A 14,124-nucleotide genomic window follows, 5' to 3' on the forward strand; every position below is an offset into this window, starting at 1 on the left:
TTTCGGAAAAGATGACAAATGTCATATCATGTCATGACAAAAAGGGCTAATCAGATTAATGAGATTACTGTAAACTAAAGACAAAAGTTGAGAGAAGGAATTAATATGAAAAAAAGCTTAGTTTATGGTTTAGTGATGATCGTGCTGGGTGTTGGACTTGAGCATTGTACTCATTTTTTCACAAATGGCGGTGCGACTATCTTTTATGGGATGATTGGGATGCTTTATGGTTTGATTTACGGATTGCACCCTATATTAAAAGCATTATGTAGTGAGGAAAAATAAGATGAAGAAACCGATTATTTCAGTTGTTCATTTGAGCAAAACAATTAAAAATAAATCTATATTATCAGATATTTCAGTGGATATTTACAAAGGCGATTGTGTAGCCTTGATAGGCTCAAATGGCGCTGGAAAGACAACCTTTATGAATTGTCTCTTGGGTCGCTATCATGTGAGTTCAGGTCAAGTTAGTATAGAAGACCTCTCTCCTAGTCATCGCCGCTTACAAGGGGAAATTGCTCTGTTAAAGCAGGAGAATTGCCTTCCAAATAATCTTAAAGTAAAGGAATTATTAGAGTTTTTCAAAGAGATCGCCCACAATCCTTTATCAGATGAGGAGATTGATACTTACTTAGGATTTAGTGAGGCGCAAAAGCAACAGCTAGCAGAGCAGCTGTCAGGCGGTCAGAAGCGTCTGTTATCCTTTGTGATTTGTTTGATAGGCTGTCCAGATATTTTGTTCTTGGATGAGCCAACGGCAGGCATGGACACCTCGACGCGTAAACATTTTTGGAAAATCATTTCCCAATTAAAAGAAAAAAGTGTGACGATTATCTATTCTAGTCATTATATTGAAGAAGTAGAGCACACAGCAGATCGTATTTTGGTGTTGCACCAAGGACAGTTGTTACGGGATACAACTTCTTTTGCTATGAGAAATGAGGAACAGGAAAAACAAGTCACCTTATCAAGTGAGTGGTTAAGCCATGTCGAGACTTTAGAGGATGTCTATGATGTCCTTTTAAAAGGAGAGATAGTACAGTTTAAAACTAAAGAAATTGACAAGGTTTGGCAGCTATTGCAAACAGCTGGTTGCCGTATATCAGATATAGAAGTTCAAAACAAGACCTTACTTGATAGTCTTTTTGATAGTACAAAGGAGGATAATAATGCTAGCTTTACTAAAAATTGAATGGATTAAAACTTGGAGAGAGTGGCCAACTTTTATCATGGCTATCGGAATGCCCGTTGGTTTTTTCTTATTCTACTCAGGAATGACCATGTTTTCTGATCCCGTCCAGCAAAAGGCGTTTATCCAATCCTATATGTTGACCATGACTGCCTTTTCCATGTCTAGTTTTGGCTTTTTCTCCTTCCCTTTCATGCTAGTGGAAGATAGAACCAATCACTGGTTAGCTTATTTAGAGCATTCTCCTATAGCTATATGGCAATATTATGCTTCTAAGGTCTGTCGCGTCTTGTTGTATTTTGCATGCTCCATTATGGTAACATTCCTATTTGGTGCTCTTTTCCGAGGTGTTCATCTGTCACTTGAGCGTTGGTTAGGGTCTATTGCCCTACTCTTAGTATCTAGCTTGATTTTCTTGGCTTTTGGTCTTCTCATTTCACAAATCAAATCTCAGCAAGTTATGTCTATCGTGGCTAATATTGCTTTTCTAGGCTTAGCTATTATTGGTGGGTCATGGATGCCGATAGAGACATTTCCTGGTTGGCTTCAGTCTATTTCAAAATGGACGCCACTTTATCATGTCAATCAATTCGTTGTTCAGTTTGCACAAAATGGTAGCTTTCTATGGAAATCCTTCGCGAGTGTTATAGCCTATGCTATAATAATAGCAGGACTTGCCTTGTGGATAAAAGGCAAAACGGAGGTTAAGTGATGTTTCGTTCCTTTCAAAAAATGGATCCACTTTATTATGCAGGCTTGATTTTCATGATTTTTCCTTTGGGTGGTATTGTTTGGTTTGGTTACCCTACTTGGACGCTTATTCCATCTTTGCTCTTTGCTACAGCCTATTTAGCTATTATTCATATCAAGAATAACTATCCAAAAACGATTGCCTGTCTTTGGACTTACTTATTAGCTTATATCGTCTATATGTCTTGCTTCATTGAAGGCTCCATGATGTGGTTTTTCTTCTATATGATAAACCTTTTGGTGTGGCGATTTGGAGATGGGTTAAAGAGCTATCGCTTTATCTCATTTTTGCTTGCCCTTACTATTGTCGCTATTACTGGGATAATCTGGGCTAGCGATCCAGGATCGCGTATTCTGGTCATCATCATCCCCATCTTTCTTTTAGTCATGTTTTATACCCAATATAAAAGTCAACTAGAAGAAGAGCTGAGGCGGGATATTTACCGGAAAAATGAGACCATCAATCTGCTTGCTGCCGAAAATGAGCGCAATCGTATCGGGCGTGATCTTCATGATACCTTGGGACATACCTTTGCCATGATGACCTTAAAGACTGAGCTTGCCCTGAAACAATTGGACAAGGAAGACTATGGGGCTGTCCGCAATGAATTACAAGACCTCAATCAGATCAGTCATGAATCGATGAAAGAGGTTCGTCAGTTGATCCATCATCTCAAGTATCGGACCTTAGCAGAAGAATTGGCTACAATTAAGGAAATGTTTGATCTGTCAGATATTGATCTATCTGTAGAGAATCAACTTCAAGAAAATCACTTATCTCCGGTTCTTTCCTCGAGTATTACCATGATTTTACGGGAGTTGACGACCAATATTATCAAGCATGCAGCAGCAAAAACCTGTCATATTCGCTTGAGTCAGTCTGATAAGATTCGAATTGAAGTAGAAGATGATGGTCGTGGCTTTGCCAACATAACGGGAGAAGAATTGCAGTCTATCAAGGAAAGACTGCATCTGGTTAAGGGAGAGGTGAGTGTGCTATCAACTGCTCATCCAACGATTGTTTGCGTGACCATAGAAGAAGGAGGTCAGTTATGAGACTTTTGGTTGCAGAGGATCAATCCATGCTTCGTGATGCCATGTGTCAGCTGTTGTTGATGGAAGAGGATGTGGACACGATTGTTCAAGCCTCAACTGGGTTAGAAGCCATTTCTTTATTGCAAACACATGAGATTGATGTAGCTATTTTAGACATTGAAATGCCTCAAAAAACAGGTTTAGATGTTCTTGAGTGGATAAAAACTAACACGTCCATTAAAGTGATTATAGTGACCACATTTAAGCGTGTTGGTTATTTTGAACAGGCGCTAAAAGCTGGTGTAGATGCTTATGTCCTTAAAGATCGCTCAATTGCTGAGTTGATGACAACGATTCACACCGTGTTGGCCGGTAAAAAAGAATATTCGCCAGAATTGATGGAGACAATTATCGGACAGGATAATCCTTTAAGTACACAAGAAACAAAAATCTTACAACTGATTGCACAAGGAAAATCAAGTAAGAGCATTGCAGATACTCTTTTTCTGTCAAACGGGACGGTTCGCAATTACACCTCTTCTATTTTTAATAAATTAGGGGTAACGAATCGTGTGGAAGCAGTTGCTAAAGTGCAGGAAAGGGGTTGGTTATAAATAAAAGAAGCTTTCGGGCTTCTTTTTCTAATTTCTTAAGAAAACGTTTGCATATAGACTGCTAACTTGTTATAATGAGATTCATTAAGACTTGATCATGGGAGATAGGGAGGGCGATTCGTATGGCAATGATCCATGTATCGCATGTGCAAAAGAATTTTAAGAAGACAATCAAAGAACCTGGTTTACTAGGAGCTATGAAATCCTTGGTGAAGCCAGAGTATCAGATCTTTGAAGCCGTGAAAGACCTTAGTTTTGATGTGCCTAAAGGGCAAATCATGGGCTTTATCGGGGCAAATGGTGCGGGCAAATCAACCACTATCAAGATGTTGACAGGCATTCTGACACCGAGTTCAGGTCTTTGCCAAATCAACGGTAAAATTCCCCAGGAAAATCGCCAAGACTATGTTAAGGATATTGGTGTAGTGTTTGGTCAGCGAACGCAGTTGTGGTGGGACTTGGCCTTGCAAGAGACCTATACCGTCTTGAAAGAAATTTACCAGGTGCCTGAGAAGGAATTTAGAAAACGGATGGATTTTTTAAATGAAACACTGGAATTAAACGAATTTATCAAGGATCCTGTTCGGACCTTGTCTCTTGGTCAACGGATGCGGGCAGATATTGCAGCCTCTCTGCTTCATCAGCCCAAGGTTTTGTTTCTCGATGAGCCGACCATTGGCCTTGACGTGGCTGTGAAAGACAATATCAGAAAGGCTATTTCTCAGATTAACAAAGAGGAAGAAACGACGATCATTTTGACCACTCATGACTTGAGCGATATTGAAAATCTGTGTGATCGGATTTTTATGATTGATAAGGGGCAAGAGATTTTTGACGGAACTGTTGACCAATTAAAGACAACGTTTGGGAAAATGCATACGCTGGAATTTGACTTGGCACCAGGACAAGCGCAGAAAAAACTATCCTACGAAGGCTTGACGGATATCGTTGTGAAGCAAGACAGCAATCATTTGACAGTGCAGTACGACACCACGCGCTATCAGACGGCAGACCTCATTCAAAAAACGATGGCTCAGCTTCATATCAGAGACGTGGCTATCAAGGAGGCGGATATGGAGGACATTATCCGACGCTTTTATCGAAAGGAGTTGTAAGATGAAGACCTTTTGGTATCGTTATCGCCCTTTTGTGCGAGCAGGCATTCAGGAAATGATTACCTATCGGGTCAATTTTTTCCTCTATCGCTTGGGAGATGTGATTGGTGCATTTGTCGCTTTTTACCTGTGGAAGGCTGTTTTTGACTCGTCAGCCAATCCAGTGCTACATGACTTTACCCTATCGGACATGACTTTCTATATCATTATCGGCTTTCTGACCAATCTCTTAACCAAGTCAGATGCCTCTTTTATGATTGGAGATGAGGTTAAAGATGGGTCCATTGTCATGCGCTTGCTGCGGCCTGTTCATTTTGCCATGTCTTATCTATTTACAGAGTTAGGTTTTAAGGTCATGGTCTTTTTATCCGTCGGCTTGCCATTTTTACTGGGTGTGGGAATTCTACAGATTTATCAAGGTCAGAGTGTATTTCAGGTGCTAGCGCACTTGCTGGTGTATTTGATCAGTCTTATCATGGCTTATCTGATGAACTTTTATTTCAATATCTGCTTTGGTTTTACGGCTTTTGTTTTTAAAAATCTTTGGGGTTCCAATTTATTGAAAAATTCAGTGGTGGCATTTTTGTCAGGAAGCTTGATTCCACTGGCTTTTTTCCCAAGTTTGGTGAGTAAAATATTGTCCTTTTTGCCATTTTCATCGCTGGTTTACGCCCCGGTTATGATGTTTATCGGCAAGTACAATGCTCACGAGACGCTTGGTGCCTTGGGTTTACAATTATTCTGGTTGGTCTTTTTTATCGGCTTGTCTCAATTGGTTTGGCGAGCTGTTCAGGGGCACTTGACCGTGCAAGGAGGGTGAGATGAGACGTTTAGGACGCTTACATGCTTTGTTTATCAAGCAATACCTCAAGCAGCTGATGGAGTACAAGGTTGACTTTATCATTGGTGTCTTGGGTGTCTTTTTGACGCAGGGACTCAATATTCTCTTTTTGAGGGTGCTCTTTGCCCATATTCCCAATTTGCAAGGATGGAGCTTCGGTCAGATTGCTTTTATTTATGGTTATTCTTTGTTGCCAAAAGGGATTGACCACCTTTTCTTTGATAATTTATGGGCTGTGGGTCAGCGTTTGGTTCGAAAAGGAGAGTTTGATAAATACTTAACTCGCCCGCTAAATCCTCTATTTCATGTCCTGGTGGAAACCTTTCAGGTGGATGCTTTGGGAGAATTGCTCGTCGGGATTCTTCTATTAGTGACGAGTGCTTCTAGCATGGATTGGACTGCTAGCAAGGTCCTCTTATTTGTAGTAACATTGCCATTTGCGACAGCTATTTATACGGCTTTGAAGATTGCGACGGCTAGTATTTCTTTTTGGACCAAGCAGTCGGGTGCGGTGACTTATATTTTCTACATGTTTAATGATTTCGCCAAGTACCCTCTTGCTATTTACCATTCTTTTTTACGCTATGTCATCAGCTTTGTCCTGCCCTTTGCCTTTACAGCCTACTATCCAGCAGCTTATTTTCTGACGGGAGAAGCAGGGCTCTTTCGTTTGGGAGGCTTGGTCATGGCGGCAGTGATTTGCTTGACCTTGTCCATTGCCCTGTGGAATAAAGGTTTGTCTGCCTATGAAAGTGCTGGTTCTTGATATGGAAAAAATCTGGCAAATAGACAATGGTCAACTTTCTCAGGAAAGCTTTACCTAGGTCAGGAAAAAAGGTCTCTCCTGTGTTATAATAAAAAAGAATTTCCAGAAAGAGGTCTTGAAAGTGACGAAAAAGAAACCAGCAGCCAATAAGTTGTGCAATCATATCCCAAGAAGACTCTATATTTTGTTTTCCGTAGTGGTTCTCTTGTTTACAACCTTGATTGCTCGATTAGCCTATATGCAGATTGTTAATCAGGATTTTTATACTAATAAACTGGCGAAAGCTAGCAAGAAAACCATTACCACGAGTTCTGTTCGAGGACAGATTTACGATGCCAAGGGTGTAGCGCTAGTGGACAATCAGGTGGAGCAAGTGGTGGCCTTTACGCGGTCCAATACTATGACAGCGGGTCAGATTAAAAAAATCGCGCAAAGTTTAATCAGCTATGTGACGGTAACCAATGTCTCTAACTCAGAGCGGGACCGTGCAGATTATTACTTGGCGGATGCAGAAACCTATCGAGATGTGGTGTCCAAGCTTCCTAAGAAGAAAAAATTTGATACAGTGGGTAACTACCTCAATGAGTCAACCATTTATGCCAATGCCGTTGCGAGTTTGAAGCCAGAGCAGTTAAATTTTTCTGAAGATGAAAATAAGGTCATCGAACTCTTTTCTCAAATGAATGCGGCTGGTTATTTTGAAACGGTGCACTTGGTGACGGAGCCCTTGACAGCCGAGCAGATTGCCCTCATTGCTGCCAATGAAAAAAATCTATCGGGTATTTCAACAACTAGCAACTGGAACCGGGTGATCAAAGATACATCCTTGGCTTCTATCATCGGGACAGTGACGACTGAGCAGGCAGGATTGCCTCAGGAAGATGCAGCTGAATACCTGAAAAAAGGCTATGCCCTCAATGACCGTGTCGGAACAGCTTACCTAGAAAAGCAATACGAAGAAGTCTTGCAAGGTAAGCACCAAATTCAAGATATTTTATTGGACAAAAATGGAAAAGTAGACCAAATCAAAACCATCCAGGAGGGACAAAAAGGCAATAACATTAAGTTAACGCTGGACTTGAAATTCCAGGATGGGGTCAATGCGATTCTGAAAAGACATTTTGACGCGGAATTGTCGACAGGCAGTGCCCGTTATTCCAACGGTGTCTATGCCGTTGTCCTAAAGCCAAATACGGGCGATGTCTTGGCTATGGCAGGCTACAAGCACGACATAAAGACCAATGAAGTCTCGGAAGATGCACTTGGAACCATTGCCAATGTCTTTGTCCCCGGTTCGATTGTCAAAGGGGCAACCATTGCATCAGGATGGGAAAATGGTGTCATCACGGGGAATCAAGTTCTGACAGACCAGCCAATTCAGTTTGCAGGTTCAACACCGATTAACTCTTGGTTTACAGCTTATGGCAATCAAAACATTACAGCTGTTCAAGCCCTGCAATATTCATCCAATACCTATATGGTGCAATTGGCACTTAAAATGGCCGGTCAGCCCTATGCTTATGGTATGACCTTGGCGGAAAATGACCAAACGACAGAAGCCATGAAGAAATTGCGGGCGACCTTCAAAGAATTTGGGCTAGGTGCGTCTACAGGTATCGACTTACCAAATGAGTCAATAGGTATCGCTCCAGAAGAATTCAGCATTTCCAATTATCTTACCAATGCATTCGGTCAGTTTGACAACTATACTCCGATGCAAATGGCCCAGTATGCAGCGACAGTTGCCAATGATGGCAAACGGATTGCCCCGCATTTGGTGCAAGGAGTCTATGACAACAAAGAAGACGGTAGCCTTGGCAATCAGATCTCTACGGTAACTGGTAAAGAGCTCAATCAGGTCGGAATTTCGGCGGAAGATATGGCGATTATTAAGGAAGGTTTCTATCAAGTTGTTAACGGAACAAGTGGTTTTACAACAGGTCGAGCGATTGCAAATGGAGCCGCTGTTACTATCAGTGCCAAGACTGGTACTGCCGAAACCTTTGTCACTGACGTAAACGGACAAGTTTTAGATGCGGTCAATACAAACATCGTAGCCTATGCACCAAGTGACAATCCTAAGATTGCAGTTTCAGTTGTTTTGCCAAATCTGACAGACCTCAACTCTGCGACTAGTAAAGCTATCGTAACAGAAATCGTCAATCTCTATCACTCACTCTATAAAAATTAAGGAAAACTATGCTCTACCCAACCCCTATTGCCAAGCTGATTGACTCTTATTCGAAGTTGCCCGGCATTGGTATCAAAACGGCGACACGTCTAGCATTTTATACCATTGGTATGGAGGACGATGTGGTCAATGAATTTGCCAAAAATCTCCTAGCTGCCAAGCGGGAATTGTCCTATTGTTCGATTTGTGGAAATTTAACGGACCAAGACCCATGCGGTATTTGCCAAGACCAGACACGCGATTCGTCTAAGATTTTGGTCGTTGAAGATAGCCGGGATGTGTCGGCTATGGAAAATATCCAGGAATACCGAGGTCGATACCATGTCTTGCATGGCTTGATTTCCCCCATGAATGGAGTCGGACCAGACGACATCAATCTCAAGACGCTCATTACCCGTCTCATGGATGGTCAAGTAGATGAAGTCATCATTGCAACCAACGCGACTGCAGATGGTGAAGCGACAGCCATGTACATCTCGCGAGTACTGAAACCAGCTGGCATCAAGGTCACTCGCTTGGCGCGTGGTCTAGCTGTCGGAGCGGACATCGAATACGCAGACGAAGTGACCCTACTTCGCGCCATCGAAAATCGTACAGAATTGTAGGGCCCTGGGACAAAAGTCCAGGGTTTTTAAAAGTTTTTAGTTTAATAATTTGGCGCAGAGGTTGACTGAATGTTCTCATTACTAGCTACGCAAGCAATTTCGAATATTTGTGGCTAACTCTGTTCGCTGTATTTCCAACCACTAAAGATCTACTAGACCTTTAGTGCTAATCAACTGTGCGGAGGTGGAACGACAAAATCGATTTCTACGAAATCACGATTTTTGTTCCACTCTCTTTTCTAGTGCTCTAGGTCAAATTAGTGTATAATAGAAATGAATTTTATAGAAAAGAGAAACTCATGTCAAAACAAACTCTAGTGCTGCTATACGGTGGACGTTCTGCTGAGCGAGAAGTTTCTGTCCTTTCAGCAGAGAGCGTCATGCGCGCCGTAAACTATGAAAAATTCTTTGTGAAAACCTACTTTATCACGCAGACTGGTGACTTTATTAAGACCCAAGAATTTGCAAGTTGCCCAAGTGCGGATGAAAAACTCATGACCAATGCTTCTATTGTTTTGAGTCAAAAAATCAAACCAAGTGATATTTATGAAGAAGGAGCAGTTGTCTTTCCAGTTCTTCATGGACCTATGGGAGAAGACGGCTCAATCCAAGGATTCCTTGAAGTCTTGAAAATGCCCTATGTTGGGACCAATATTCTGTCTTCGAGTGTAGCCATGGATAAGATTACCACCAAGCACGTATTGGAGTCAGCTGGTGTCCCACAAGTAGCCTATACGGTCTATGTAGAAGGTGCAGACCTAGAGGCGGTTATTGCGGAAACATTGGAAAAATTAAGCTTCCCAATCTTCGTCAAACCAGCCAATATGGGCTCTTCAGTTGGTATTTCACGCGCTACATCAGAAGCTGAATTGCGTGATGCTATTGACCTTGCCCTCAAATACGACAGCCGCATTCTCATTGAACAAGGAGTGACGGCCCGCGAGATTGAGGTGGGAATTTTGGGAAATTCAGACGTCAAGACAACAGAAGCCGGCGAAGTGGTCAAGGATGTTGCCTTCTACGATTACCAAGCTAAGTACATTGACAACAAAATCACCATGGATATTCCTGCCAAGATTGACAGCAAAATCATGGACCAAATGCGTGACTACGCAGCAAGCGCCTTTCGTGCCATTGGTGGATGCGGTCTTTCTCGCTGTGACTTTTTCTTGACAGAAGACGGTCAGGTCTACCTCAACGAGCTTAATACCATGCCAGGATTTACCCAGTGGTCGATGTACCCACTTCTTTGGGAAAATATGGGTCTTGCCTATCCTGACTTAATTGAAAAATTAGTTGATTTGGCGCAAGAAATGTTTGAAAAACGTGAAAGCCATTTGATTTAAAAGGTTGGAATACAATCGGGTCTGGACGAATGTCCAGACTTTTTGGAGAAATAGAATGAAGTTAAGTTTACATGAAGTGGCAGAGGTTGTCGGTGCTCGCAATGATGTGACGGCCTTTCCAGATGTTGCCTTGGGAAATATTGAGTTTGATAGCCGCAAGATTCAGGTTGGAGACATTTTTCTTCCGCTGAGAGGCGAGCGTGACGGGCATGATTTTATTGATACTGCCTTTGAAAATGGTGCGGTAGCAACTCTCTCAGAAGTTGACTTGGGCGACCGTCCGCATATCTTGGTCTATGATTGCTTGAAATCCTTGCAAAAGCTAGCCAAATATTACTTGGAAAAAATGCCAGCAAAAGTCATTGCTGTGACGGGTTCAAACGGGAAAACAACCACCAAGGATATGATTTTTGATATCTTGTCCACCACTTATCCAACCTACAAGACGCAGGGAAATTACAACAATGAAATCGGCCTTCCTTATACAGCCCTCCATATGCCTGAGGATACAGAGATGTTGGTGTTGGAGATGGGGCAAGACCATTTGGGAGATATTCATCTCTTGTCAACTATTGCCAAGCCAGCCATCGGAGTCGTGACCTTGATTGGAGAGGCGCACTTGGAATTTTTCGGTACTCGCAACAAGATTGCACAGGGAAAACTTCAAATCGCGGACGGGATGCCACAAGATGGCCTGTTGGTGGCGCCAGCTGATACCATTGTGGATGCCTTTCTACCTAAGCAGCAAGAGGTGGTGCGTTTTGGTGAAGGTGCTGCGCTAGTAGTAAGCGACTTGGTGGAGTACAAGGATCATTTGACATTCAAGACCAATTTCTTGGAAAATGAAATCTATCTTCCGGTAACGGGCAAGTACAATGCGATCAATGCTATGGTAGCAGCCTATGTTGGTCAACAATTGGGCGTTGCGGACCAAGACATTTACCAAGCTCTGGCTCATTTGCAATTGACAAAAAATCGGACGGAGTGGAAAAAGGCGCATAATGGGGCTGATATTTTGTCGGATGTCTACAATGCCAATCCAACAGCCATGAAATTGATTTTGGAGACATTTTCGAGCATTCCTGCCAATGAAGGCGGAAAGAAAATCGCTGTTTTGGCGGATATGAAAGAATTGGGCAAGCAGTCTGTTGCCCTTCATAATCAGATTGTCATGAGTCTCAGCCCAGAAGCTTTGGATACGGTGATTTTTTACGGACAAGATATTGAACACTTGGCTCAATTGTCTAGTCAGATGTTTCCAATTGGCAAGGTTTATTTCTTCAAGAAGAATGACCAAGAAGACCAATTCGAAGAGCTCTACAAGCAGATTAAATCTGTCTTGCAACCGCAGGACCAAATCCTTCTTAAGGGTAGCAACTCTATGAAATTAGGAGAGATTGTCGCTCGTTTAGAACAAGAATAGAGACATTACAGAGCCTGATTCCCCTTACAAAAAGGGAGTCAGTTTTTTTTAAAACTTATGGTATTAATGAGGACAAGAAAGCGGGATACTTGTTCAAAAACTATAAAAACCAGGAGGCTATCATGGAAGAAGACATTCGTGCATTTGAAGCCATTTTAAACGAATCCACACAGATTATTGAGGAGCTGGAGCGGGTCCTTGATCAATTTGAGGCCAATCGGAGTCAGTATCAGAAATTAAAGGATTTTTATGGAAGTGAAGCTTACTTTAAAGCGGTGGAACTATTAAATCAGACGGACCAATTTTCGGATATTCCTTGCGGTGTCTTATCAGAGGATGCTGTTTTCAATCTGATAGGGGACCATTATGCCAGTTCCATTCGAATGTTGGAGCTTGCGATGACTTATTTGAAAGAACATTGATGGCGAAATGACCAAAGAGGATGAAAAGACGACAAGAGAGGCTTGGAGGCTTTTTTAACCGATCGTGGTTACCATGTGTTGACCGCCAAGGATGGTGAGGAAGCCATTGAGAAATTTGGCCAGGCCTCGCTGGCTATTTTGGACATTATGATGCCCAAGAAAGATGGTTTGGAAGTCTTGAATACCATTCGTCAGGTGAGTCAGATGCCGGTCTTGATGTTGACGGCTTTGACAGATGAGCACGTTCAGTTTACGTCCTTTGACGAGCTGGCTGATGACTTTATCGAAAAACCATTTTCCTTGTTGATACTCCTGAAGCAGGTGGAGGATTTATTACGCCGCTGTGAAACGCCGGATAGACAGCTGTGGCAATATAAGGAAGCTAGTGTTGATTTCGATTCTTTTCAGGCTTATTATGCCGGGGATGCGGTCTCTCTGACGACAAAGGAAATTCAGCTCTTGCATTACCTGGTGGACCATCCGCGGATGGTCTTGAGCCGTGACCAAATCTTGTCGGCTATCTGGGATGATTTTGAGGCGTCATACGAGCGCGTGATTGATATCTACATCAAGAATTTGCGAAAAAATTGCATCTAGACTGTTTGAAGACGGTGAAAGGAGTGGGCTATCGCTATGACCAAGCTTAAGCTATTTCCGAAGATATTCATGTCCACCCTCTTACTATTCATGTGCTTGATCGCCATCATTCATACGGGAATTTTTTACCTGATGCCAAGAATTTACTCGGATATGAAAGAGGCTGAGAGTGTCCGGAGAATTGATGATTTGGCAGCTAGACTGGACGGCCAATCCAAGGAAGTCATGATGAAGATTGCAGAGACCTACACGCAAAAGCATGTGGTCAATGTGATGCTTGAGATGGACAAGGAAGAGTACTATTTTGGCAATACAACCGTCATTGATATTGGAAATTCAGAAGAGGTCAAGAGTGACTTGAAGATTGCTCTGCCTCAGTCCTATCAGCAGTCGGAATATGTGATTTCAAAAATCCGTAAGATAAAAAATGCCATGGGGCAATCTGTGACCCTGCAGCTGATGATAGATGTGACGTCCATTAAAGAGGCGCGACAGGCCACTATCCGCAGTCTGCCCTACACCTTGGTATTTTCTATTATCTGTTCGCTGATTTTTTCCTACATCTATAATCGGTTGACCGTTCGCCCTATCCGTAAGATGGTTGCGGTGACGGATGAGATGACCCATCTCAATCGCTCGGAACGTTACCCTGTGAAGGGGCAGGATGAGTTTAATATGTTGGGGCAACATATTAATGAATTGTATGAAAGTTTGTTGGCAACTATTGACTCATTGGCAGAGGAAAACGAGTATATTATCCAATTGGAGGAAGAGCGGATTACCTTCTTGCGGGCAGCTTCGCATGAGTTGAAGACGCCTCTGACCAGTCTTCGTTTGGTCATTGAAAATATGGTGCTCAATGTCGGCCCCTATAAAGACCGTGATAAATATTTGAACGAGTCCTTGCTGGAAAAAGTCTTCTCCAATCTCTTATCCAATGCAGTGCATGTTACACCCGATGGTGGGAAGATTAGCCTTTCCTTGATTGATGGGAGATTATCCGTTAAAAATCAATGCCCACCCATTCCTCCCGAAAATCTGCGCAAGGTCTTTGAACCGCTTTATCGCTTGGAGCAAAGTCGAAATTCCGAATTTGGTGGTTCGGGCATGGGCCTCTATATTGTCAAATTTTTCCTTGGGAAGAAGGGCTATGCCTTTGATTTTCAACCTTATGAAGAGGGAGTGGATTTCTGGATTCAATTTTAATAGATTTGAAAAAACTGGGAC

General features: G+C 42.4%; 15 protein-coding genes. All 15 read left to right on the forward strand.

Going from position 1 to position 14,124, the window contains the following annotated elements:
- The first annotated feature begins 105 nt into the window (after positions 1-105).
- Positions 106-285 (forward strand): hypothetical protein, encoded by a 180-nt coding sequence (locus ABID27_RS00820; RefSeq protein ID WP_253362569.1) that lies wholly within the window; start codon positions 106-108, stop codon positions 283-285.
- 1 nt (position 286) lies between these two features.
- Complete coding sequence (locus ABID27_RS00825; protein ID WP_354279587.1) at positions 287-1,195, forward strand: ABC transporter ATP-binding protein; 909 nt, start codon at positions 287-289, stop codon at positions 1,193-1,195.
- A complete protein-coding gene (locus tag ABID27_RS00830) occupies positions 1,173-1,904 on the forward strand; it encodes an ABC transporter permease (protein ID WP_253362572.1) in 732 nt (243 codons plus the stop codon). The genes ABID27_RS00825 and ABID27_RS00830 overlap by 23 nt, the downstream gene beginning before the upstream one ends.
- Entirely contained in the window at positions 1,904-2,998 is a 1,095-nt protein-coding gene (locus ABID27_RS00835; RefSeq protein WP_253362573.1) for a sensor histidine kinase, read from the forward strand. Before ABID27_RS00830 ends, ABID27_RS00835 begins: the two co-directional genes overlap by 1 nt.
- Positions 2,995-3,591: a response regulator transcription factor gene (locus ABID27_RS00840; RefSeq protein WP_253362574.1), complete on the forward strand. Its 597-nt coding sequence runs from the start codon at positions 2,995-2,997 to the stop codon at positions 3,589-3,591. Before ABID27_RS00835 ends, ABID27_RS00840 begins: the two co-directional genes overlap by 4 nt.
- Positions 3,592-3,713: 122 nt before the next feature.
- Positions 3,714-4,706 (forward strand): ABC transporter ATP-binding protein, encoded by a 993-nt coding sequence (locus ABID27_RS00845; protein ID WP_253362575.1) that lies wholly within the window; start codon positions 3,714-3,716, stop codon positions 4,704-4,706.
- A 1-nt stretch (position 4,707) separates the two neighbouring features.
- The gene (locus tag ABID27_RS00850) at positions 4,708-5,526 is read left to right on the forward strand and encodes an ABC transporter permease (protein WP_253362576.1); all 819 of its coding nucleotides are present in this window, start codon (positions 4,708-4,710) and stop codon (positions 5,524-5,526) included.
- Position 5,527: 1 nt separating this feature from the next.
- The gene (locus ABID27_RS00855) at positions 5,528-6,313 is read left to right on the forward strand and encodes an ABC transporter permease (protein ID WP_253362577.1); all 786 of its coding nucleotides are present in this window, start codon (positions 5,528-5,530) and stop codon (positions 6,311-6,313) included.
- 115 nt (positions 6,314-6,428) lie between these two features.
- Positions 6,429-8,504: a penicillin-binding protein PBP2B gene (gene pbp2b / locus ABID27_RS00860; RefSeq protein WP_435533063.1), complete on the forward strand. Its 2,076-nt coding sequence runs from the start codon at positions 6,429-6,431 to the stop codon at positions 8,502-8,504.
- An 8-nt stretch (positions 8,505-8,512) separates the two neighbouring features.
- Positions 8,513-9,109, forward strand: coding sequence for a recombination mediator RecR (gene recR / locus ABID27_RS00865; RefSeq protein WP_253362581.1), 597 nt, complete (start codon positions 8,513-8,515; stop codon positions 9,107-9,109).
- 299 nt (positions 9,110-9,408) lie between these two features.
- Entirely contained in the window at positions 9,409-10,455 is a 1,047-nt protein-coding gene (locus ABID27_RS00870) for a D-alanine--D-alanine ligase (protein WP_253362583.1), read from the forward strand.
- A gap of 55 nt (positions 10,456-10,510) precedes the next feature.
- Positions 10,511-11,878, forward strand: a complete 1,368-nt coding sequence (locus ABID27_RS00875; protein ID WP_253362585.1) for a UDP-N-acetylmuramoyl-tripeptide--D-alanyl-D-alanine ligase — start codon at positions 10,511-10,513, stop codon at positions 11,876-11,878.
- A 122-nt stretch (positions 11,879-12,000) separates the two neighbouring features.
- Positions 12,001-12,300 carry a DUF4298 domain-containing protein gene (locus ABID27_RS00880; RefSeq protein ID WP_253362587.1) on the forward strand — a complete coding sequence of 100 codons (300 nt, stop codon included), beginning with the start codon at positions 12,001-12,003 and terminating at the stop codon, positions 12,298-12,300.
- Between the two features lie 42 nt (positions 12,301-12,342).
- A complete protein-coding gene (locus ABID27_RS00885) occupies positions 12,343-12,897 on the forward strand; it encodes a response regulator transcription factor (RefSeq protein WP_354279595.1) in 555 nt (184 codons plus the stop codon).
- Between the two features lie 36 nt (positions 12,898-12,933).
- Positions 12,934-14,103 (forward strand): HAMP domain-containing sensor histidine kinase, encoded by a 1,170-nt coding sequence (locus tag ABID27_RS00890; protein WP_354279597.1) that lies wholly within the window; start codon positions 12,934-12,936, stop codon positions 14,101-14,103.
- Positions 14,104-14,124: the final 21 nt, after the last annotated feature.

The organism is Streptococcus gallinaceus (assembly GCF_040545695.1).
Taxonomy (GTDB): domain Bacteria; phylum Bacillota; class Bacilli; order Lactobacillales; family Streptococcaceae; genus Streptococcus; species Streptococcus gallinaceus.

What these genes read in the sequence shown, in the direction of transcription:
- ABID27_RS00820 (WP_253362569.1), top strand. Translation starts at nt 106, where the DNA reads ATGAAAAAAAGCTTAGTTTATGGTTTAGTGATGATCGTGCTGGGTGTT.
- ABID27_RS00825 (WP_354279587.1), top strand. Translation starts at nt 287, where the DNA reads ATGAAGAAACCGATTATTTCAGTTGTTCATTTGAGCAAAACAATTAAA.
- ABID27_RS00830 (WP_253362572.1), top strand. Translation starts at nt 1,173, where the DNA reads ATGCTAGCTTTACTAAAAATTGAATGGATTAAAACTTGGAGAGAGTGG.
- ABID27_RS00835 (WP_253362573.1), top strand. Translation starts at nt 1,904, where the DNA reads ATGTTTCGTTCCTTTCAAAAAATGGATCCACTTTATTATGCAGGCTTG.
- ABID27_RS00840 (WP_253362574.1), top strand. Translation starts at nt 2,995, where the DNA reads ATGAGACTTTTGGTTGCAGAGGATCAATCCATGCTTCGTGATGCCATG.
- ABID27_RS00845 (WP_253362575.1), top strand. Translation starts at nt 3,714, where the DNA reads ATGGCAATGATCCATGTATCGCATGTGCAAAAGAATTTTAAGAAGACA.
- ABID27_RS00850 (WP_253362576.1), top strand. Translation starts at nt 4,708, where the DNA reads ATGAAGACCTTTTGGTATCGTTATCGCCCTTTTGTGCGAGCAGGCATT.
- ABID27_RS00855 (WP_253362577.1), top strand. Translation starts at nt 5,528, where the DNA reads ATGAGACGTTTAGGACGCTTACATGCTTTGTTTATCAAGCAATACCTC.
- recR (WP_253362581.1), top strand. Translation starts at nt 8,513, where the DNA reads ATGCTCTACCCAACCCCTATTGCCAAGCTGATTGACTCTTATTCGAAG.
- ABID27_RS00870 (WP_253362583.1), top strand. Translation starts at nt 9,409, where the DNA reads ATGTCAAAACAAACTCTAGTGCTGCTATACGGTGGACGTTCTGCTGAG.
- ABID27_RS00875 (WP_253362585.1), top strand. Translation starts at nt 10,511, where the DNA reads ATGAAGTTAAGTTTACATGAAGTGGCAGAGGTTGTCGGTGCTCGCAAT.
- ABID27_RS00880 (WP_253362587.1), top strand. Translation starts at nt 12,001, where the DNA reads ATGGAAGAAGACATTCGTGCATTTGAAGCCATTTTAAACGAATCCACA.
- ABID27_RS00890 (WP_354279597.1), top strand. Translation starts at nt 12,934, where the DNA reads ATGACCAAGCTTAAGCTATTTCCGAAGATATTCATGTCCACCCTCTTA.